Origin of the sequence: Panacibacter ginsenosidivorans, from assembly GCF_007971225.1 — a bacterium.
Lineage (GTDB): Bacteria > Bacteroidota > Bacteroidia > Chitinophagales > Chitinophagaceae > Panacibacter > Panacibacter ginsenosidivorans.
Window position 1 is genome coordinate 5,244,010 of the sequence record NZ_CP042435.1, and the last position, 20,857, is coordinate 5,264,866.

General features: G+C 40.3%; 18 protein-coding genes. 8 read left to right on the forward strand and 10 right to left on the reverse strand.

Translation table 11 applies throughout. From position 1 onward, the window contains the following. Positions 1-11: 11 nt before the first annotated feature. The 4 genes from FRZ67_RS22140 to FRZ67_RS22155 all read right to left on the reverse strand — a co-directional run bounded on the left by FRZ67_RS22140 (position 12) and on the right by FRZ67_RS22155 (position 3,455). Entirely contained in the window at positions 12-395 is a 384-nt protein-coding gene (locus FRZ67_RS22140) for a hypothetical protein (RefSeq protein ID WP_147192741.1), read from the reverse strand. A 19-nt stretch (positions 396-414) separates the two neighbouring features. Continuing rightward, positions 415-1,236: a hypothetical protein gene (locus tag FRZ67_RS22145; protein WP_147192742.1), complete on the reverse strand. Its 822-nt coding sequence runs from the start codon at positions 1,234-1,236 to the stop codon at positions 415-417. Positions 1,237-1,447: 211 nt separating this feature from the next. Further along, positions 1,448-1,984: a hypothetical protein gene (locus FRZ67_RS22150; RefSeq protein WP_147192743.1), complete on the reverse strand. Its 537-nt coding sequence runs from the start codon at positions 1,982-1,984 to the stop codon at positions 1,448-1,450. 178 nt (positions 1,985-2,162) lie between these two features. Further along, positions 2,163-3,455 (reverse strand): NAD(P)/FAD-dependent oxidoreductase, encoded by a 1,293-nt coding sequence (locus FRZ67_RS22155; protein WP_147192744.1) that lies wholly within the window; start codon positions 3,453-3,455, stop codon positions 2,163-2,165. Positions 3,456-3,720: 265 nt separating this feature from the next. Between FRZ67_RS22155 and FRZ67_RS22165 the strand changes: the two genes are divergently transcribed. From FRZ67_RS22165 to hutU, 4 genes are all read left to right on the forward strand, one after another. Further along, positions 3,721-4,203 (forward strand): MarR family winged helix-turn-helix transcriptional regulator, encoded by a 483-nt coding sequence (locus FRZ67_RS22165; RefSeq protein WP_147192745.1) that lies wholly within the window; start codon positions 3,721-3,723, stop codon positions 4,201-4,203. Between the two features lie 11 nt (positions 4,204-4,214). After that, a complete protein-coding gene (hutH, locus tag FRZ67_RS22170; RefSeq protein WP_147192746.1) occupies positions 4,215-5,774 on the forward strand; it encodes a histidine ammonia-lyase in 1,560 nt (519 codons plus the stop codon). A 22-nt stretch (positions 5,775-5,796) separates the two neighbouring features. Continuing rightward, the gene (locus FRZ67_RS22175; RefSeq protein WP_147192747.1) at positions 5,797-6,669 is read left to right on the forward strand and encodes a DUF6929 family protein; all 873 of its coding nucleotides are present in this window, start codon (positions 5,797-5,799) and stop codon (positions 6,667-6,669) included. Between the two features lie 198 nt (positions 6,670-6,867). Next, positions 6,868-8,544 carry a urocanate hydratase gene (gene hutU / locus FRZ67_RS22180; protein WP_147192748.1) on the forward strand — a complete coding sequence of 559 codons (1,677 nt, stop codon included), beginning with the start codon at positions 6,868-6,870 and terminating at the stop codon, positions 8,542-8,544. Positions 8,545-8,775: 231 nt separating this feature from the next. Here the strand turns inward: hutU and FRZ67_RS22185 are convergent, their stop codons facing one another. Beyond that, a complete protein-coding gene (locus FRZ67_RS22185) occupies positions 8,776-10,050 on the reverse strand; it encodes a rubredoxin (RefSeq protein ID WP_147192749.1) in 1,275 nt (424 codons plus the stop codon). A 209-nt stretch (positions 10,051-10,259) separates the two neighbouring features. On the opposite strand from FRZ67_RS22185, the gene trxA reads away from it, so the two are divergent. Then, positions 10,260-10,634: a thioredoxin gene (gene trxA, locus FRZ67_RS22190; RefSeq protein WP_147192750.1), complete on the forward strand. Its 375-nt coding sequence runs from the start codon at positions 10,260-10,262 to the stop codon at positions 10,632-10,634. 57 nt (positions 10,635-10,691) lie between these two features. After that, positions 10,692-10,898, forward strand: coding sequence for a heavy-metal-associated domain-containing protein (locus FRZ67_RS22195; RefSeq protein ID WP_147192751.1), 207 nt, complete (start codon positions 10,692-10,694; stop codon positions 10,896-10,898). A gap of 61 nt (positions 10,899-10,959) precedes the next feature. Here FRZ67_RS22195 and FRZ67_RS22200 read toward each other — a convergent pair whose 3' ends face one another. The 5 genes from FRZ67_RS22200 to FRZ67_RS22220 all read right to left on the reverse strand — a co-directional run bounded on the left by FRZ67_RS22200 (position 10,960) and on the right by FRZ67_RS22220 (position 17,531). Further along, positions 10,960-11,160, reverse strand: coding sequence for a YgaP family membrane protein (locus FRZ67_RS22200; RefSeq protein ID WP_147192752.1), 201 nt, complete (start codon positions 11,158-11,160; stop codon positions 10,960-10,962). A gap of 22 nt (positions 11,161-11,182) precedes the next feature. Continuing rightward, on the reverse strand, positions 11,183-11,491 hold the full coding sequence (locus tag FRZ67_RS22205; RefSeq protein ID WP_147192753.1) for a hypothetical protein: 309 nt from the start codon (positions 11,489-11,491) through the stop codon (positions 11,183-11,185). A gap of 155 nt (positions 11,492-11,646) precedes the next feature. Next, entirely contained in the window at positions 11,647-14,850 is a 3,204-nt protein-coding gene (locus tag FRZ67_RS22210) for an efflux RND transporter permease subunit (protein ID WP_147192754.1), read from the reverse strand. 224 nt (positions 14,851-15,074) lie between these two features. Further along, complete coding sequence (locus tag FRZ67_RS22215; protein WP_147192755.1) at positions 15,075-16,178, reverse strand: efflux RND transporter periplasmic adaptor subunit; 1,104 nt, start codon at positions 16,176-16,178, stop codon at positions 15,075-15,077. A 21-nt stretch (positions 16,179-16,199) separates the two neighbouring features. Further along, positions 16,200-17,531: a TolC family protein gene (locus FRZ67_RS22220; RefSeq protein ID WP_225975442.1), complete on the reverse strand. Its 1,332-nt coding sequence runs from the start codon at positions 17,529-17,531 to the stop codon at positions 16,200-16,202. A 295-nt stretch (positions 17,532-17,826) separates the two neighbouring features. Between FRZ67_RS22220 and FRZ67_RS22225 the strand changes: the two genes are divergently transcribed. Both FRZ67_RS22225 and FRZ67_RS22230 read left to right on the forward strand, forming a co-directional pair. Next, positions 17,827-19,398, forward strand: coding sequence for a Gfo/Idh/MocA family protein (locus tag FRZ67_RS22225; RefSeq protein ID WP_147192756.1), 1,572 nt, complete (start codon positions 17,827-17,829; stop codon positions 19,396-19,398). A gap of 385 nt (positions 19,399-19,783) precedes the next feature. Beyond that, the gene (locus tag FRZ67_RS22230) at positions 19,784-20,647 is read left to right on the forward strand and encodes a sugar phosphate isomerase/epimerase family protein (protein WP_147192757.1); all 864 of its coding nucleotides are present in this window, start codon (positions 19,784-19,786) and stop codon (positions 20,645-20,647) included. Positions 20,648-20,857 lie beyond the last annotated feature (210 nt).

The window sequence follows — 20,857 nt, forward strand, 5'->3', positions numbered from 1 at the left end:
TTTAGGTACATTTAATTGTTTGGTGCGCCATTTCTTATCCAGTCGTAAACTTTTTGCTGATCTTTTGAAGAAGGGATATACTGACTCATTTCCCCCCTGATCATTATCATTAATAGACTTTGATCCGGAATACTGGTGTTCACATAACCGCCATTTACAATCTGGTAATAAGAGACATCTGCAGTCATATAAGGGTGGTGAGCACCCGAAACATGGCAGCCTGACAATGCACATTTGGTTTCGAACATCGGAGCCAGTTCAGTTTTATAACTGACTGCCTGTGGAGGGCCATTTGGATCAGACTTTGCTTCGGGTCTTATTACATCAGTATAACATCCGCTAAAAGCTACAGCAACCATAAAAATGAACCCTGCATATGTGATTATTTTTTTCATGATAATTCATTTTTATTGATTACTTATTATTAAAATTCATATTACATTCAATATCGATAACGTCAGCTACACTTGTGCTTGTAACACCGAAATCCCTACAGTCAAATTGGAAATTAAGCTGAAGGCCAAAAACGCTATAAAGGACATTGCCGGTGACTGCATCTTTAACAGCCGCTTTTGGAATATATTTGAGCCTGCCAACAATTGATTGAGTCAGCGGGCTAGCTAATGAACCCTGCCATATAAAATCAAACGTTACGATATAATCATTACTTAATGGATCAAATTCTACTTTAGTTGTTTTGATCTTTGCAAGATTATTAATCTCAAGATTTTGATACCCGGGTATGATTTTTACTGTGTTATAATAGCCTGTACCTAAAATGCATCCGCTATCACGGCCAGGCTCTCCTGTGTTTGAGGTATTCATCTGAACATATCCATTAAAATATATTTTTGATGGATCGTTTTCGTAAAATGCCCAGGATGTATCTGGTAATACCTGTCCACGCGAAGGAGTTGGATATTTTAGCATTTTAGCATTCGTTACATCATGCATGCCAAACTGGTTAAACCGGCCGGTAAGTAATCCGGCAGCGCCAACATAGGCGGTTGACCATAAAACGCTGGAGTGGGCTTTATCTAATTTCCATTTAGTAGTGTCTCCATCAGCCACACCTGTAGCGTTTGGAAGATGAACATTTTCACCACGGGTTATAACCGGCGTTGGATTGGCCTGGGCCGGAGGAACAATATCATCATGAGTGCAACTCGCAATGTATCCATAACCACTTATTAGAATAAGAAGAACCATTAATGTATTGGTGGTAAGCAGTTTCATAAAAAATATTTAGAATGAAAAAATTAATCATTAACAGAGTAAAACTATTCCTGAAAATTGAACCCTTTTATGACATCTATCAAAGTATAAACTGACGTTTATCACGTTTGTATATTATAATTAGGCATAGGTTGGGTATGAAAAATTATTGACTATAAAAGATTAATGATTAAAAACAGAGCTTCCCTTGGAATAAAGCAACAGGAAACTTCTAATTGTGAGAGCGAAAAATTGAACGTCTTTTGTAATGGATAAACAAAAAAGACAATAATAGTATAAGCGCAAGGGAGGCCAGGTTGAAAAGAAGGCTAAGTGTGTATATTTTCATGTCATTGCTTACAATATTATTATCGGCTATTGATGAAGAAAATTGTAAGAATAAATCTTTTGCTAAAAAAAAGAAAAAGACAAGACTATGAATTAGGCTTAAAACTTTTTTTTGGGCAAGGACCGGTATCCAGAATAAAATGGAGAGAAGCCCCCATATTACCAGGTACGGCTGTTGTATAATCAGCTGTATATTTTCAAAAGAATAATCCGGATATAATTTTTTTAATTGAAGTCCCGCATATAATGCACCCATCAGGGCATACGAAAAAGGTAAAAGTGAAACAACTCTGCTTTTAAGATTATTTTTTAAATGATTATTGCCGGCAATAAAAAAAGCAACTGCGTATATTAATGGATAACCGGAAAAAAAAGCAATCAATTCAAGATGCTGCATGTATGCTAAAAAACTGTTATCCATATAATGTTATAATTACCAAAGATGCTAAATGTTGACATAAATAGCTTACATGTTTTTCAATTGCAGAGAAATATTGCTTACTTGAGTATGATTTGTCGCAGCCATAAAAGCTTCAGTACAGGTGTGCGACGCAACAAAGTTTAATAGTAGCACAAAAGCTAAGTACATAAAAATGGTTTTACTTAATATCTACGTCCCGTTTTACGGGTCTGAAAGAAATTCTAAACAGTAATCGCAAACTTTGATCTGATGTAAAATATTTATAGATCCAGTTTACAAATATTTGCAAGCGGTTTTTTACACCAACGATGAGCACCAGATGCAGGCCCATCCATACCATCCATGCAAGCCAGCCACCAAAATGAATTTTTGGTTTGGGAATATCTACAACAGCTTTGTGTTTACCAACTGTTGCCATGCTGCCTTTGTCTTTATACTCAAATTCATCCTGGTAATGTTTGTTGCCTGTAACCTGCCTTATTAAATTAACCGCAAGATTTTTTGCCTGGTTAATGGCAACGTTTGCTACCTGCGGATGGCCATGCGGATACAAAGGGGTTTCCATATAAGAAATGTCGCCAATGGCATATACATTTTCAGAACCAATGATCTTGTTGGTGCGATCAACTTTTATGCGATTACCGCGAACGATCAATGATGCATCAATACCAGCAGGTACATTGCCTTTAATGCCCGCAGCCCATATAACTATTTTAGTGCCGATACTTTCACCGTTTGATAACAATGCATTCGTGCCATCATAACTCTTTACAACAGTTTGCGTTATTACTTCTACACCAAGTTCTTTCAAATATTTCAGGCTTTGCTCAGAACTCTTTTCGCTCATAGCACCCAAAGTTTTTGGACTTCCCTCAACGAGGTAGATCTTCATTTGTTTAAAGTCGAGGTCAGGATAATCTTTGGGCAAAATATTGTTACGCATTTCTGCAAGTGCGCCACTTACTTCAACACCGGTTGGTCCGCCGCCAACAACAACAATGGTCATCATGCGCTGTAATGCCTGCGGATCTTTATCTTTTACAAGCAATGCATCTTCAAAATTTTGGATCAGCCTGTTACGAAGTTGCAACGCCTCAACAGTTGATTTCATGGGAAAAGCGTTTTCTTTCAAAACATCATTGCCAAAGAAATTTGTATCGGCGCCGGTTGCAATTACAAGACGGTCGTAATCAAAATCTCCAATGTCAGTAACAATTTTATTATTTGCAGTTTGTATTTCTTTTACTTCTGCCAGTCTAACATGTACATTCTTGCTGCCCTGGAAAGCTTTGCGCAGCGGGAAGGAAATATTACTCGCATCAAGCCCTGCAGTTGCCACCTGGTAAAATAATGGCTGAAACTGGTGATAATTATTCTTGTCTATAAGTGTTACTTCAATGTCTTCTTTATTGTTAAGCCGGCGGGCAAGTTTTAGTCCTGCAAATCCACCGCCAATGATAATTACTTTCATGAGATAAGTTTAACAGTACAAATATAATGAATTTTCAGAAATTATTGAAAGTTTATGAAATTATTATGAACCAATCTTTGCCACGGATGGCATCGCCTGTTGCGTCGCACTCTTGTGCAGCATGGCTATCTTCTGCACAAAACATCAATTGTGCCAATATTTAAGTAAAGCCAGCACGCCAAATTAGAACTGTAAACTTTATTTTTCTGTTTCAAAAAACTTTTTACCTTTGAAATTATATAAGCACTTATATAATTTTCCCCTTATGAACTTTTATCAATCCCTTGGTTATCTATTTTTTGGAACGAGATTAAAGCGGTTAAGCGAAGTTTTTCTTAATGATGTAAACAAGATATACAAAAAACATAAAATAAATTTTGATGCTTCCTGGTTTCCTATTTTTTATTTGCTTTCAGAACATGGTGAAGTTTCTATCCGTTATATATCCAATGAACTTAGAATTTCTCACTCTGCCGCAAGCCAAATGGTAAGCAGCCTGCAGCAAAAAGGATTTATTAAATCAACAGTTTCAAAAACTGATGCAAGGCATAAAGTGGTAACCTTTACTGCTAAGGGGCAAAAGCTGCTACAAAAAATACAGCCTGTTTGGAGTGCTTTGCAAAAAGCTATGGATGAACTTGGCAATGAAAGCATGCAAAGCAAAAAGCTGCTTGATGCCTTAACTGCAATGGAAAATAATCTTCAGAATGAAGGTGTGTATGAAAGAGTACAAAAGAAAATAAAATAAAGAAGATTGACATGAATGAATTTAAATATGGTATTGACAAATTAACAGTTCAGGTGGCTATTAACATTGCCGATGGAAAAAAGCGGGCATCGCTTTCTGAAGAGGCCATTGATAACATAAGAGCCAGCCAGCAGCATGTTCAGGAAATTGTAAATAATAATAAAACTGTTTATGGTATCAATACGGGTTTTGGTATACTTGCCAATACAACCATTTCTGCCGAAGACACCACTATACTCCAACATAAAATATTACAAAGCCATAGTGTCGGGGTGGGTGAGAATATCCCGCTAGAAATCGCAAAACTAATGATGATCACAAAAGTTCACGCCTTATCACAGGGTTTTAGTGGCGTGCAATTGGCAACTGTCGAAAGAATTATCTGGCACATAGAAAATGACATTATTCCCATTGTACCTGCAAAAGGTTCTGTTGGCGCTTCCGGTGATCTTGCACCACTTGCACATTTATTTTTGCCACTAATTGGTTTAGGGCAGGTTTATTATAAAGGAATGCTGCATGATACACCGGATGTATTACGTAAGATGCATGTATCTCCCATAAAACTCGGACCGAAAGAAGGTCTTGCATTGATCAATGGCACACAATTCATTTTATCTTTTGCAGCAAAGGCAGTGCAACGCATGCATAATTGTCTGGAAGCTGCAGATATTATTGGCGCCATGAGTTTGGAGGCATTGACCGGAACAAAAGCACCATTCGACGCACGTCTTCATCAACTGCGACCATACACCGGAAACAAACTGGTTGCGCAACGTCTGCGTTTGTTATTGCACGAATCAGCAATCATGCAAAGTCATGTTGATTGCGGTCGTGTACAGGATCCCTATTCTTTACGTTGCATGCCGCAGGTGCATGGTGCTTCAAGAAATGCATGGCTGCATTTGAAAGAGCTTACGGAAATTGAATTGAACGCAGTTACAGATAATCCAATTATTCTCTCTGCTAATGATACGATAAGTGGCGGTAATTTTCATGGACAACCTCTTGCATTGCCATTAGATTATGCATGTTTTGCAGCAGCCGAAATTGGTAATATTTCTGATCGTCGTTGTTATTTGTTGCTGGAAGGTAAATGGGGTTTACCAATGCTGTTAATGAAAGATGTTGGCTTGAACAGTGGCTTTATGATACCACAATATACAACTGCGGCGCTTGTTACAGAAAATAAAACACTATGTTTTCCTGCAAGTGCAGATAGCATTCCAACTTCTCTTGGCCAGGAAGATCATGTAAGCATGGGCAGCATCAGTGGCAGAAAACTGAACCAGGTTTTGGATAATCTTGAATACATTCTTGCCATTGAATTATTAAGTGCATGCCAGGCTATAGAATTTAGAAGACCATTGAAAAGCAGCGAGCTGCTTGAATATGCGCATGATTATGTGCGTGAGTATGTAGGGTTTGCTGCAGAAGACAGGATATTTGCAGATGACATTAATAAAGTTGCAGACATTATTAAAGATTTTTCTTTTGTGGAAAACGTAAACACGTTTGCAAATAATAAATCCATTGAACTGAACAAAGGATTTGATATGTTCCAATATTAATAAACCTTACAAAACCACTATCATGAAACTTAATTTGCTCGACTATAAAGAACTAAGATCGTACCCGTCAGGATCAGGTATTGAGTTCCATGATGATAAAATTTATATTGTTGGTGATGATGCAACAAGTGTATTAGTAACAAACACCCGTTGGAAGAAACTGGAAGAGATCAATCTTTTTGAAAGTGCTGAAAAAAGAATTTCAAAGAAACTTAAAGCAGACCTTGAAGCCACAGCTATACTGCATTTAGACGGGCGTGTTTATTTACTGGTAATGGGCTCCGGCTCGAAAGATAACCGCGCCAAAGCTATTTTGATCGACACAGAAACAAACAAAAAAACTGAGTTCGATTGTACAAATTTTTACCAGCGCATAAGAACCGCAGGTATAGCTGATTTGAATATTGAAGGCGCTACACAGGTAAGCGATTGCCTTGTGTTTTGTAATCGCGCCAACAAAACGCATCCAGACAATCATTTCATTGTTACAAGTCTTGATTTCTTTCGCGACCAGCAGAACGCCCCGATCGATATACAGAAAGTAGATCTCTCGGAATATGAAGATACCATGGGTCTTTCCGGCGCATGTTATTCTTATAAACATGATTGGTTGTTGTTCACCACTTCAATTGAAGACACTGCAGACAGTTACCATGATGGTGTGATCGGCAAAAGTTATCTGGGCGTTATTGAAGATGCTTACCGCAAGATCATTACACACAGGCTGCGTGTAAATGAACTTATTGATCTGCCTGCAACGAATAAAAAATTCAACGGTTATAAAATAGAATCTGTTTGCATTCAAAGTGAAAGAAAACACGCCATGAAACTGCATTTGGTTGCAGATAATGATACAGGCGTAAGTTATTTATTCAAGATCAGGATTAAGTTTTAGTAAGGATTTTATGTAGCCATCTGCATGGCTGCTATTAAGCTTTCGTTGCGTCGCACACTTGTACTCAGGAATAAACTGCAACAATTGCTTCACAAAGTTCTGGAAGATGAAAGGATTGCGACGCAACGAAGATGCTATGAAAACTAAAGCTGGTATGCACAAAATAAAATCATTCCAATCAGATAAATCTTATATATCATGGTTCAGACAGAAAAGCGTTACGACGCGATTAAATACAAAACGCCAACCGGCTCGCAATTAACATGCAAAGGATGGATACAGGAAGCAGCATTGCGCATGTTGCTCAACAACCTCGATCCTGAAGTGGCAGAAAGACCCGATGATTTAATTGTATACGGTGGCCGAGGCAAGGCGGCACGCAACTTTGAAGCGCTCGATAATATTATTGCCGCCTTGAAAATTTTAGAGAACGACGAAAGCCTGTTGATACAAAGCGGTAAACCTGTTGGTATTTTGAGAACACATAAAGATGCACCGCGTGTGTTGATCAGCAATTCTCAACTCGTTCCCAACTGGGCTAACTGGAAACACTTTGATGAACTGGAGAAAAAAGGTTTAATGATGTATGGTCAAATGACTGCGGGCAGTTGGATCTATATAGGCAGCCAGGGAATTGTTCAAGGAACTTATGAAACATATGCTGCAGCAGCAGATAAACATTTTGGTGGATCATTGCGCGGAACACTCAATGTTACTGCTGGTCTTGGAGGAATGGGTGGCGCACAGCCATTAGCAATTACCATGAATGAAGGGGTGGCATTGATTGCAGAAGTAGAAGAGTGGCGTATTGATAAACGTTTGGAAACAAAATATCTTGATGAAAAATTCACAGATATTGATGAAGCAATTGATGCTGCATTGAATTATAAAAAGCAGGGTTTTGCAAAAAGTATTGGCGTGTTGTGTAATGCAGTTCATCTCTTACAAAGATTGATAGAAAGAAAAATCATTCCTGATACATTAACAGATCAAACATCTGCGCATGATCCATTGATTGGTTATGTGCCGCACACATTAAGTAATGAACAGGCAAATGTATTGCGCAAAGAAAATCCGCAACAATATATTGATCTTAGTTACGATAGTATGAAGCTGCATGTTGAGTTAATGTTACAGTTGCAAAAAAATGGCGCCATAACTTTTGACTATGGTAATAACATTCGTGCAAGAGCACAGGAGCGTGGATTGCAGAATGCGTTTGACTTTCCTGGATTTGTGCCTGCCTATATTCGCCCGTTGTTTTGCGAAGGGAAAGGGCCATTTCGTTGGGCAGCATTAAGCGGAGATCCAAATGATATTACTGTTACAGACGAACTTATCATGAACATGTTTCCAAATAACAAAGGCATGATACGCTGGATGAAAATGGCGAAAGAAAGAATTGCATTCCAGGGTTTGCCGGCCCGCATTTGCTGGCTTGGCCAGGGCGAAAGAGAAAAAGCAGGTCTTGCATTCAACGAACTGGTACGCACCGGAAAAGTAAAAGCGCCAATCGTTATTGGTCGCGATCATTTGGATACAGGAAGTGTTGCGAGTCCCAACCGCGAAACAGAAGCAATGCTTGATGGCAGCGATGCGGTTGCAGATTGGCCGATCCTCAATGCGCTTGTAAATACTGCCGGCGGTGCAAGCTGGGTAAGCCTTCATCATGGAGGCGGTGTGGGCATGGGTTACAGCATTCATGCCGGAATGGTGATTGTTGCAGATGGCTCAGATGATGCTGCAGCAAGGCTTTCACGCGTGTTGAGAAATGACCCGGGCATGGGTGTTATTCGTCATGCCGATGCAGGTTATGAGTTGGCCAAAGAAACATTGAAAAAAAATGATCTTGATTTTACAGAGCGATTGAAATAAAATTTCTGCATTGTAAATAAAAATGCTGAGTAATTTTTCGTTCAGCATTTTTTGTTTTTTATGAGCCAGACAACATAGCTGCTATGATGCTGTGGTTGCGTCGCACACTTCAATACTTAGCTCAATATTGAACAGGAAGTACAAGAGTGCGACGCAACAAAAGTATTATCGCAGTGCTTAAGCCCGGGGAATAAATATTTTATATAAGCAACAGCAATAAGTGAATTTTATTTACTCAAGCGAGTCATTATACACAGCTTCTGTTTCGCCGGGATAACGATAATAAGAAATTACAGCACGGCGTAATTGTTCGGCCAGTACAAATTTTGGGTTGTCTTTACTGTACACAAAATCGGTACGTTCATTAGGGTTATAATCTTTGGCGCATAAAATATCATATACGTGCAGGAACTCCCATTTGCCAATGCGTATAAGTGGTTTGCGTTTTACCAGTATGCTGCAGAACACTTCACTTTTTCTACGGGTTTTTATACCAATGCATACACCAAATGTTCTTGAATCGTCATCATTAAGATATTTTACCAAATGATGTTTCAGTTTTAAAGCTTCTATGTTATAATCTTCTACCTGGAAATTTAGTTCATTAGCTGCATGGCGCACATTGATCTGGTGTTTATCTAAAATGTCATTCCAGTCTTTTCGGCTTGCACCATTAATGCCTTTTATAATAATAGTTTTCCAGGGTGTAGAATATAATTGTTCAATACCTGTTTGTAAACAAAGCAGGCATATATCTTTCATGAATTTTATATCGTATAATTCATCACGTCTGTAAATGCCTAACCAATATTTATCGCTGTAGCGGTTCAATCCTTCATAATATGGCAGGTTGAAAGCAGGTAATGAAAGTGGCGCAGCAGCCGGCCTGGTATGAAAGCTGCCGGGCTTTATTTTTTCATATAGTTCATCTCCGCTTGCTTCTTTGTTATCATAAAACTTTTGCGTATCCTGCAGAATTGTTTCTTCTATAAGCAATGACATGCCGGCGATATCTTTGGTATGAACAATATCTTTCCACTCATATACAATATTGGTTTTGGGAAAACGAATAAACAGGTGCCAGAACTGCGGTTCTGTAGGAGAGGCTACCCAATTAATGTTGCCGGTAAGTAAAGGTGTAAAACTTTGGTTGCTGTCGCTGATATTGATCTTTAAACGTGGCGTATAGGTAAAAGCATCCAGCACTTCTTTATATACATGCTCTTTGAGCCATGTATTAAGAATAAACACTTCTTCTGCAGGACAGGAACTCATAATGTTGGGAAAGCTTTCCTGGTTTAATTCGTAAGTAAAACCAAGCGCTTGCAGTTCCGCGGTAAGATTATCCAGTTCTTCTATTTCCACATCGAAAAGCAGTTGTTGTCGAAGACCAAACCGAACATAGAGTAACCCGGATTTTGCTGCGGCAAGCAGAATGTTGTAAAGCTGACCGGGTGCAATAATCCCCCCTTTAAAATTAACTTTAATGGTATTAATATTTCTCATGTTGAATGTGCTGCGTGTGGCTGAATGGTTTTGGTATAAAAAAATCGTTTGATCAAATATCTGAATTTTTTACAGGAACACTTGTTCGTATAACCGGTTTGTGAAAAATTATTCCTGTTTGATGCATAAAGAGTCAGCCACGCAGCTCCTGTAACTATAGTCACGTACGCTTTTTAGAGAGTGCTATAACTTGCATCAAAATAAATAACATGCACACTATACAATTAACTACCCAGGATTTTAAAGAGAAGATATTCAACTATGAGACGGAGCAGGAATGGAAATACAAAGGCGACATACCTGCCATTATTGATTTTTATGCAGACTGGTGCGGACCCTGCAAAATGGTGGCGCCTGTATTAGAAGAACTGGCAAAGGAATACAACGGCAAACTGAATGTTTATAAAGTAAATACAGAGAAGGAGATTGAATTGTCCGCTGTTTTTGGTATTCAAAGTATCCCAACTTTTTTGTTTATACCCGTAGATGAGTTACCAATGATGCAGCCAGGTGCCTTTCCAAAAAAAGTGTTTAAAGAGATCATAGAGACAAGGTTACTTACCAGGGAAAAGATTGAAAAATAGATTCCCAAAAGGGGTTGAAAAAATAAAATGATTTTGTAAACTTAAAATCTTTAGGTTATGAACGAACTTACTATTCATGTTAAGAATATTAAATGCGATGGTTGCGTACAAACTATTAAAAATAATCTGCAAGGTGTGGGCGGCGTAGTTACTGCAGACGCCTCAAAGGAAAATCAAACAGTAACTGTTACGGGAACCGATCTCAAGCAAAATGTTATAATAAAAAAACTTCTTGAGATCGGTTATCCGGCAACAGATAATTAATCATCACTTTTTTATTTTTTTTAGACCTCTTTATAAAAATGCTTATTATAAATAAGCATTTTTATTTTTTACATGATGTACCCTCCACGCCGAATGCATCGAGTATTTTTTCAAGCGGGCAAAATTTAGTAAAAGATGATTGCAGCAGGTTAACACCTACAAATGCCGTAAGCCACAGCCAGTGTATGTTTACAAAAAAAGCAAGTACAATACTTGTCAGCACAAACGTACCAGCAACCGCCCGAATAATTCTTTCTCTCATTGTTTTATTCTTATTTTATGAATTAATAACTTGATTGTTCAACCGCTACAACAAATGCTCTTACCGGATATGCGGTAGCATTGGTTTCATTATAAGCCTTTATCAGTTGCATAGCCTGTTGTGCATTTTCTTCATTAGTAAAACTGAAGATGAAAAGCGAGTCATAGCTTTCTTTTCTTGCAGCAAACCAACTGTCCATTAAATCGGTCGTGTGATCGTCTTTAAACCCTGTTGTTTCACTCACACTAAATACTTTGATCTTTGCTTTGCCCAGCATATCCGCAACATCGGGCTGGTATTCTTTAAGACAGGTTATAATAAGTAGTTTCATATTTTTTTGTTTATCAGCTTTTGTAATTCTATCATGCTTTCGTTGTGACACACTTCAAGGCCGGTAACATCGGCTGATCGTTGACAGTCGACTGAAAGCACAAGTGTGCGACGCAACAGAAGCTTCATGCATATTCAACAGTCGGGCCCGTAAAATTATTTATCGCCGTATTTTTTGCGCATCATTTTGTAATAGAGCAATGGCACCACGATCAATGTTAAGAATGTCGACGTGATCGTTCCACCCATTAAGGAGATCGCAAGACCCTGGAAGATCGGGTCGAATAAAATGATGACGGCGCCGAGTGCAACTGCACCTGCTGTTAAAAGGATCGGCGTTGTTCTTACCGCACCCGCTTCAATGATCGATTGCTTTAATGGTATGCCTTCTTTTAAACGAATATTGATGAAGTCGATCAGCAATACCGAGTTTCGCACCATTACGCCGGCGAGCGCAATAAAACCGATCATAGATGTTGCAGTAAAATAAGCGCCCATTATCCAGTGACCAAGTACAATACCGATCAATGATAATGGTATGGCTGCAAGCATCACCAACGGCACGAGGAAGTTCTGAAACCATCCAACGATCAGCATGTAGATGATAGTGAGTACCACCACGAATGCTATACCAAGATCGCAGAACACTTCGTAAGTGATCTGCCATTCGCCGTCCCACTTCAACGTGAAATTGTCTTCGAGTTCAGGCTGATGTGTGTATTCTTCATTTAGGGTAAAACCTGCAGGCAGTTTGATATTCTTCAGGCTGTCGGAGATATTGGCTATCGCATAGGATGGACTTTCGAGTTTACCGGCCATATCTGCCATTACAAAAACTACTTCTTTCTGGTTCTTGCGATAGATGGCTTTTTGTTTGGTCTGCTCTGTAACCTGCACGAGGTCACCAACCGGTACTGCATTGCCCTGCTGACTGATGACTTTTAAATTGAGTACATCTTTGATGTCCGTTTTGTCTGCATCCCTCAATTGGAGTTTGATGTTCACCTGCGCATCGGCAGTTGGTTTGTGTAAGTTACCTGCAGGCATGCCTGACAAGGCCGCATTCACTGTCGCAACAACCTGTGCAGGCGCAACACCTAACTTCATCGCTTTTTCTTTGTCTACAGCCAGGTTATATTCGGGCTGATTGTCTTCCACCATCCAGTCCACGTCCACCACATCGGCTGTTGAATCGAACAGGCTCTTCACCTGTTTGGCAACTGCCATTTGCTTTGTATAATCAGGACCATATATTTCTGCAACCAGTGTTGACAGCACCGGGGGACCCGGCGGCACTTCCACCAGTTTTACATTGGCACTGTATTTTTTAGCAATGGCCTGTATAGGCTCACGCATGGCTTTTGCGATGTCGTGGCTTTGCAGGTCGCGTTCACTTTTATCAACAAGATTTACCTGTATGTCGGCAACATTATTGCCTCTTCTCAGATCGTAGTGACGCACTAAACCATTAAAACTGATTGGGCCTGCTGTACCGATATAACCCTGGTAATTTCTTACCAGTTTCTGCGTAGAAATGTAAGCCGCGATATCCTGTGCCACTGCATTGGTCTTTTCCAACGTTGAGCCCTCCGGCATATCGATCACCACCTGGAATTCATTCTTGTTATCGAATGGCAGCATTTTTAAAGCAACAGCTTTTGTGTAGAACAAACTCAGCGACCCCAACAATATCACCACAATGCTTATCATGAATGTCCAGCGTTTCCAGCGGGTATTCAGCATCGGGTTGATAAAAGATTTGTATATCTTATAAATGCCGGTTGCTTCCAATTGTAAAGGTGCTTTTTCCTTGCTGCCGTGCTTTTCTTTTTCACGAAGCAGGATATAACCAAGATAAGGGGTTAATGTAAGCGCCACGATCAATGAAAGCATCATCGCAATGGAAGCCCCTATCGGCATTGGGCTCATATACGGACCCATTAGTCCGGATACAAACGCCATTGGTAATACTGCGCCAATAACAGTGAATGTCGCGAGAATGGTTGGATTACCCACTTCATTGATGGCAAAGAGCGCAGCCTGTAAGGGGGGCAGTCTTTTCATTTTAAAGTGGCGGTGCATGTTCTCTGCAATAATGATAGAATCATCCACCACGATACCTGTAATGAACACCAGTGCAAATAATGTGATCCTGTTCAGCGTATAATCCATGAAGTAGTAACTGAACAAGGTAAGCGCAAATGTTACCGGTACGGATAGGAATACTACGAGCCCTCCACGCCATCCCATAGCAAGCATTACGAAAAGTGTAACCACCACAATAGAAATGAATAAGTGGAACAGCAATTCTGAAACTTTATGAGATGCGGTTTCGCCATAATTACGTGTAACAGTTACCTGTATATCGGCTGGTATCAGCTCTTTTTTCAGGTGCTCTACCTTATCTGTTATCAGCTCAGATAAATGCATCGCATCGGCACCTGATTTCTTTGCAATAGATAATGTAACGGCAGGATAATTTGATTTGAACGCACCGGTTGCGCTAGTATCGGCTTTGCCATAACCAAAGAATACATACTGGTTGGGTGTTTCGGCACCATCTTCCACATTGGCGATTTGTTTCAGGTAAACAGGTTGCTGCTGGTTTACACCAACCACAAGGTTCTTCACATCATCCACACTCGAAATAAAATTGCCAGTCTCCACAGAAAATGCTGAGTCATGTTTGATCAGTTCGCCTGATTGCATCTGTGCATTGGAACCCTGTATCAGTTTGCTGATGCTGAGAACATCAACATGGTTCTGCGCCATCCTATCTTTATCAAGCACCACTTTCACTTCACGGCTTCTGCCACCGATAATATTGGTTGCAGCAACATCTGGTATCTTTTTTATTTCATTTGTAACCGCTTCGCCTATCTGCTTTAACTGGTAGTCATCATAATGTTCGCTCCACAGGGTTATGCCCAGCACAGGCACATCATCGATCGCTCTTGATTTTACCATCGGCATGGTAACCCCCTGTGGCATTTTATCCATGTTCTTCATCAGCTCGTTGTAGAGTTTTACCAAAGAACGCTCCACATCCTCGCCCACATAGAACTGTACGATCAGCATGGCCTGCCCTTTCATAGAAGTGGAGTACACATACTCCACGCCTTTGATGTTGGAGATCATTTTCTCCATTGGCTGCACCAGCTTTGTTTCTACTTCTTTTGGCTCTGCGCCAGGGAAACCTACAAATACATCGGCCATGGGAACCTGTATCTGCGGTTCTTCTTCCCTTGGTATCAGCATGGTGCTGTAACCGCCAATCAATAAGAAGGCGATCATCAGCAGTATGGTCAGCTTTGACTGAATAAACGCTTTCGCAATATTTCCTGAAAATCCTTTTTCCATTTTATCGTTTTAATTCGTTTGTTATTTTTTTCTGAACCCGGCTGCAGTAATGCTATGAAGCTTTGCTTGCGTCGCACTCTTGTGCAGCAGGCAAAGAGGCAACGAGGCAAGGAGTTCTTATTCTCAATTCGCGATTGATGATTTACGAACGGAAGTACAAGTGAGTGACACAACAGGCGATGCCATGAAAAACAAATGCTCGTCACACAAAAAATCATTACTCATCACTTTATTTTCACCGGAACTCCGTTGTATAATTTGCCGTCGGCGCTGCTGATAAATTTTTCATTGGCAGCAAGACCTGATAGTACTTCTACATTTTCTCCATAGGTATTGCCAAGGCGCACCCAGCGCAACATGGCTGTATTATTGCTGCTCACTGTGTATACGCCGCTCAACTGGTCTTTGTTAACGATGGCTGAAAGCGGCACCAGCACTGCGTTTGTGTTAACGGTCGTGGTAACAGCCTTTTCAACGGGTATGCTTACGTTTACATACATGCCTGCGTATAAACCTGTTTTGTCTTTATCGGCGATGTGTATCTTGATGATGTATTGCCCGCCTGTGTTTTGAGAAGACTGGCTGATCTGGGCAACAGTTCCTTTTAATGTAGTACCCGTTGATTTGATCTGCAGGTCTGCGATGCTGCCCTGCTTCAGCAATGCTATTTGTGATTCGGGTACTGAAGCGCTTACCTGGAAACTTCCGTTCTGTTCAATCGTGAGGATCGGCATACCCGGTGTTGCCATGCTGCCTGCATCCATCAATTTCTGCGTAACGATACCGCTGAATGGCGCGGTGATATTGGTATAGGAAAGCTGTGCATTGGCTTCGTTGCGCATTTGCTTTGCGGCTTCGAGGTTTGCTTTGGCTGCATTGTATTGCAGTGTAACATTATCGAGTTCCTTTGCTGTTGCACTTTGTTTTGCATATAAAACGGTAAAGCGGTCATAATCTTTTTTTGCGCTTTCAACCGCGGCCTGTGCCTGCGCGATCATCGCATCTGTTTGTGCACGCTTCGCCTGTATGTCTGTGCTGTTGATGCTCACCAGCAATTGGCCTGCTTTTACCGCATCGCCTACTTTTACCGGAATGCTGGTGATATAACCCATCACTCTTGTGCTGATATTGGCAGTCTGCACTGCTTCCACCTGCCCGCTTGCGGTAATGGAATTAGCAGTTGTGTTGCCGGATGGCGTAGTAACGGTAACTGCAACAGCTGTGTCTGTTGATTGCAATGTCCCCGGTTTTTCATCGCCTGAACATGCTGCGAGTGATAATAATAAACTTCCTACCGTAACAAATGATAAGAACCTTGCTGCTATCATAATCTGTATTTTTTTCTTTGTTTACTGATTGGTTGATGTTAAGAATTGTATATAAGCCGCTGCAAGATTTGCGTTAAAAACCGCCTGTGCTTCGGCCAGCTTTTGCTGCGACAACTGTGTTTGTGCCATGAGTACATCGGTTGTTTTTACAAGGCCCTGTTCATACCTGTCCTGCAGAATGCGCAATGCTTCCTGCGCCTGTGCCACTGCAGCTTTCTGCTGAGCAATGGTATATTGTGCATCAGCTAATTGTCTCTTTGCTTTATTGAGTTCAAGTTCGCTTTCTGATTTCTGCGTATTCAGTTCTTCAGCCAGTTTATTGCGTTCGAGTGTTTGTGTGGCAATTTTATTTTTGGTGGCATTGCCTTTGAAGATATCCCATGACAATTGCAGACCTGCCAGATAAGCATTCGATCCAAAACCAAACGCCGTATTATCATTCAACTGGTAAGAGGCAAATGCATTAAGCTTTGGCAGGTAACTCATCTTGTTTGATTTGATCTGGAGATCATATGCGCCAATAGCTGATTCCATTGCTTTGAAATCCGCTCGTGCTTCGGGTAAGGACTCTGCTACTGTTGCAGATCCGGCGAAGCTGAATGATGCCGGGATGGAATAAGTAACGCCTTTTGCTTTACCCATTAATTGGCTCAGCGCATCTGACGCATTTTGAATATTGGAATTTACTTCGGCAATATTTGTTGTTGTTTTTGTTACCTGTAGCTGTGCATTTAACAAATCTGATTTTTGTACAAGCCCCTGTTCGAAATAATCGCCCGTAGATTTAGCGATGCCTTTTGCTGTATTCAAAGCTTCTTCCAACACGGCTTTGGCATTGTATGCCAACTGCAGCTGCAGGTATGCCTGCTGCACCTGGAAAGCGATATATTGTTTGGTGCGCTGCGTTTTGTATTGGTATACTTCCACCTGTTTTTCGGCGCCTTTGCGCATATACAGCATGTCCATATTTACCAATGGCTGTTGCAGTTGAAGCTTCGTCATAAAGTCTGTTGTGCCGGGAGGATTATTCAGCAGAACCGGGTTAAAATCTTCCTGTGTAATGCTTTGCTGCTGCAGCTTAAAGCCGAATGCATTCAATGGATTATTGGTGGTCATGGCCGTGTAAGAAAACCCAAGCTGCGGCAGGTAAACCGCCTGTGTTTGTTTGTAATTAGAAGTGGCAATATCTTCATCCATTTTTGCAAGCTGCACATGGTCGTTGTTGCTGATGGCTGAGTCGATAGCCTCTTTTAGGGTAAGTGTTGCATTGTTGTTCTGTGCACTCGTTACAACCCTTGCAAAAAATAAAATAATCATAAGCGAAATTCCTTTCCATAAATATCTGTGTCGCATGTTCATCGTTTGCATGATTTGAATGCAAAACTATTTTTATGAAGCCGCATGCTGAGTGACAAAAATCACAGGTATGGATGATTGTAAACAAAGGAGTAGAAAAGAGAAACAAGCTGCAAAGAGTTAGTATGCAAAATTACCCACAGGGTTCTGTAAAGGATGCAAAAAACGCCTTATGTTTTAAATGACGGGTTTAAATTCACTAATAATATTATTTTATTCATCAAACTATCTACTGCACTTGTCTTCATATGCCTTAATTTTATTACTCTTCACTAACGATAAATTCAACAATATGAAAAAAGACATTCTTCAAAATGTTGCAACAGATGTTCCTGAAAAAAATAATGCAATGAACAGGAGAAAATTTGTTGAGCTTGCTTCTTCTGCTGCTTTAGCTTTTACGATTGTGCCAAGACATGTACTTGGCGGGAAAAATTATGTAGCGCCAAGTGATAAGATAACACTTGCATACATAGGTGTAGGCACACAAGGCATAAGAGAACTATTGCCAATGCTTGCTGTGCCCGAGATACAGGTGGTTGCTGTATGCGATCCCAATAAAGAAGCCAGGGGTTACAGAGATTGGGGAATAAATTATTTGCGTGGTGAGATTCGCAAAACCATACAAAAGCCTGATTGGGATTGCGGCGGCGATGGATTGATCCCCGGTGGAAGAGACAATGGAAAATCTATTGTTGACACCTATTATACAAACGTACAAAAGCAACAAAACTATAAAGGATGCACGGCTTATGAAGATGTGCGTGAATTATTGGACAAAGAAAAAGATCTTGATGCAGTTAAGATAATGACACCCGACCACCTGCATGGCATTCTTTGTATGGCAGCCATAAAAAGAGGAAAGCATGTATTGGTACATAAACCAATTTCCAATCGCCTGGCAGAAGGAAAGAAAGTAATTGAAATGGCACGTAATAATCCAAAGGTTATTACACACCTCATCCCATGGGATTCCAATGGTTCGATGGAGACAGTAATGAGTTGGATAAACGCTGGTGCAATAGGAACATTGAAAGAAGTACATAACTGGACGAACAGACCTGTGTGGCCGCAATATCCCGAACTGCCCAAAGATAAACCACCCGTACCTGATGGTTTCAACTGGAATCTTTGGTTAGGCCCTGAAGCAGACAGGGCTTACAGTCCTGATTATACAAACATGGTGTTCAGGGGCTGGTATGATTTCGGAGGAGGCTCCATGGCTGATATGGGACACTATAGTTTGTGGACTGTTTTTAATGCATTGAAGTTAACATCACCAACAGTTGTTATACCAAACAGAAGCCATGTATGTGATTTCAATGGTGCTGTTCCTTTCCGTGTGAATAATGATTTCTCTTTTCCTATGGCAAGTATGGTCCGTTTCAAATATCCTGCAAATGGGAACAGGGGCCCTGTAGATCTTTGCTGGTATGACGGTGGCATGCGTCCGCCGATACCTTCAGAATTGTTTGATAACAATAAAGAGCTGCCCGAAGAGGGAATGATGTTTGTTGGCGACAATGGAAAAATATTAACAGGGTTTAATGTACAGGACCCAAAAATTATTTCAGGAAAACAAATGGATGCACCTAAAACAAATACAGACCAGCGCGACCAGGTGGCCCAAACTTCTGCAGCATTGCCGTTGTTTGTTAACGCATGTAAAACCGGCAAGCAATATCCCGGTAATTTTTCAGAAGCAGAATATTTAACAGAGGCTGTTAATTTGTATGCGCTTGCATTAAGAACTAATAAGCTATTAAAATACGATGCTGCAAATGTCAGGATCACGAATGTTGCTGATGCCAATAAATATATAAGCAGGGATTATAGAAAAGGGTGGGAGCCTGAAAATATTTAGTAGCCCCGACTCCAAAAGAGGGAAGATTTTTTTAGATACCAGCTTTAGTATTTCATAGCATCATCGTTGCGTCGCAATCACTTCATCTGCATTGGTCGTGGCATCAATGTAAGCGGCATCAGAAAAAGGGCGTTAGAAAGTTTACGAAATGAGGCGTTAAACAGCGAAAATGTATAATGTGGTTATATAGTAATTCACAAGCATTCGTTCATGAAAGATATATTGCTTAATGGTTGGCTTCTTCGCTGTGGGTAATGCAGTAAATTTCAGCCCTTTTTCTGTAGCCTTGATTTTTTCTTTGTTACTTTTTTTTATATCAAAACAAAAGAAAGTCAATAACAAGACAGGATTTTTAAAAGTAAAAAATATTACAAAATACCTTACAATGAAACAGATAAACCGCAGATCATTTCTTACACAAACAACAAAAGCTGCAGGCGCAGCTATAGTATTATCACAATTACCCAAACAATTATTGGCAGGTGCCGCAGAAAATAATTTGCCTATAGGTTTTCAATCATGGACAGTAAAAGATAAGCTAAGTGCAGATTTTCCCGGAACATTGAAAATGATGGCAGACATGGGTTATAAGATGATAGAAATGTGTTCGCCTAAAGGCTATGCACAAATTGGCTTTGGCGCTTTTACACTTATGAAAACTGCTGATATCAAGAAAACAATAAATGATGCAGGGCTTACCTGCCCAAGCTGTCATTTTGGGTCTGCGGAATTTGCCGACGATAAGATTGATGACAGTATTCAGTTTGCGCAAGATATGGGACTTACACAAATGATCTGCTCGACTTTCTGGTTGCTGAAAACAGCCACATTAGATGATTATAAGGCTGCTGCAGAAAAATTAAATAAAGCAGCAGAAAAAATAAAAGCGGCGGGCATGCAGGCTGGATTTCACAATCACGAATTTGAATTTGCAAAACTTGATGGTCAGCTTATTTATGATGCGCTGATGAAAACATTTGATTCAAACCTCGTGAAGATGCAGTTCCAGACAGAAGTGATTAACCTGGGTTATAAAGCCGCTGATTATTTTAAAAAATATCCCGGAAGATTTATCTCCTCGCATTTGTCAGACTGGACTGCTGATAAAAAAGAAGCACCTGTTGGGCAAGGTGTTATTGACTGGAAAGAGTTTTTTGCAGCTGCAAAAATTGGTGGTGTAAAAAATTTCTTTGTAGAAATGGATCCTGATAAATTCAAGGACAGCGCTGCATACATTCATGCTATGTAAAAATGTTGTAACTAATAATTATAATGTTGAATGCGTAACGCGTTCAACATTTTTGTTTATAAGGAAAATGAATTTTGTGTAGCCAACTGCAATGCTGCTTTAATGCTTTTGTTGCGTCGCACACTTATGCGTTCGGAACATTGGTGAGCAATGAGAAGTCAAAAGCGTGTATGTAATCTTCACTTTTCACATTTTACATTTCACTTGCTG

Excerpts from the sequence above, each read along its gene's own strand:
- FRZ67_RS22140 (WP_147192741.1), bottom strand. The coding sequence starts at position 395 with ATGAAAAAAATAATCACATATGCAGGGTTCATTTTTATGGTTGCTGTA.
- FRZ67_RS22145 (WP_147192742.1), bottom strand. The coding sequence starts at position 1,236 with ATGAAACTGCTTACCACCAATACATTAATGGTTCTTCTTATTCTAATA.
- FRZ67_RS22150 (WP_147192743.1), bottom strand. The coding sequence starts at position 1,984 with ATGGATAACAGTTTTTTAGCATACATGCAGCATCTTGAATTGATTGCT.
- FRZ67_RS22155 (WP_147192744.1), bottom strand. The coding sequence starts at position 3,455 with ATGAAAGTAATTATCATTGGCGGTGGATTTGCAGGACTAAAACTTGCC.
- FRZ67_RS22165 (WP_147192745.1), top strand. The coding sequence starts at position 3,721 with ATGAACTTTTATCAATCCCTTGGTTATCTATTTTTTGGAACGAGATTA.
- hutH (WP_147192746.1), top strand. The coding sequence starts at position 4,215 with ATGAATGAATTTAAATATGGTATTGACAAATTAACAGTTCAGGTGGCT.
- FRZ67_RS22175 (WP_147192747.1), top strand. The coding sequence starts at position 5,797 with ATGAAACTTAATTTGCTCGACTATAAAGAACTAAGATCGTACCCGTCA.
- hutU (WP_147192748.1), top strand. The coding sequence starts at position 6,868 with ATGGTTCAGACAGAAAAGCGTTACGACGCGATTAAATACAAAACGCCA.
- FRZ67_RS22185 (WP_147192749.1), bottom strand. The coding sequence starts at position 10,050 with ATGAGAAATATTAATACCATTAAAGTTAATTTTAAAGGGGGGATTATT.
- trxA (WP_147192750.1), top strand. The coding sequence starts at position 10,260 with ATGCACACTATACAATTAACTACCCAGGATTTTAAAGAGAAGATATTC.
- FRZ67_RS22195 (WP_147192751.1), top strand. The coding sequence starts at position 10,692 with ATGAACGAACTTACTATTCATGTTAAGAATATTAAATGCGATGGTTGC.
- FRZ67_RS22200 (WP_147192752.1), bottom strand. The coding sequence starts at position 11,160 with ATGAGAGAAAGAATTATTCGGGCGGTTGCTGGTACGTTTGTGCTGACA.
- FRZ67_RS22205 (WP_147192753.1), bottom strand. The coding sequence starts at position 11,491 with ATGAAACTACTTATTATAACCTGTCTTAAAGAATACCAGCCCGATGTT.
- FRZ67_RS22210 (WP_147192754.1), bottom strand. The coding sequence starts at position 14,850 with ATGGAAAAAGGATTTTCAGGAAATATTGCGAAAGCGTTTATTCAGTCA.
- FRZ67_RS22215 (WP_147192755.1), bottom strand. The coding sequence starts at position 16,178 with ATGATAGCAGCAAGGTTCTTATCATTTGTTACGGTAGGAAGTTTATTA.
- FRZ67_RS22220 (WP_225975442.1), bottom strand. The coding sequence starts at position 17,531 with ATGCGACACAGATATTTATGGAAAGGAATTTCGCTTATGATTATTTTA.
- FRZ67_RS22225 (WP_147192756.1), top strand. The coding sequence starts at position 17,827 with ATGAAAAAAGACATTCTTCAAAATGTTGCAACAGATGTTCCTGAAAAA.
- FRZ67_RS22230 (WP_147192757.1), top strand. The coding sequence starts at position 19,784 with ATGAAACAGATAAACCGCAGATCATTTCTTACACAAACAACAAAAGCT.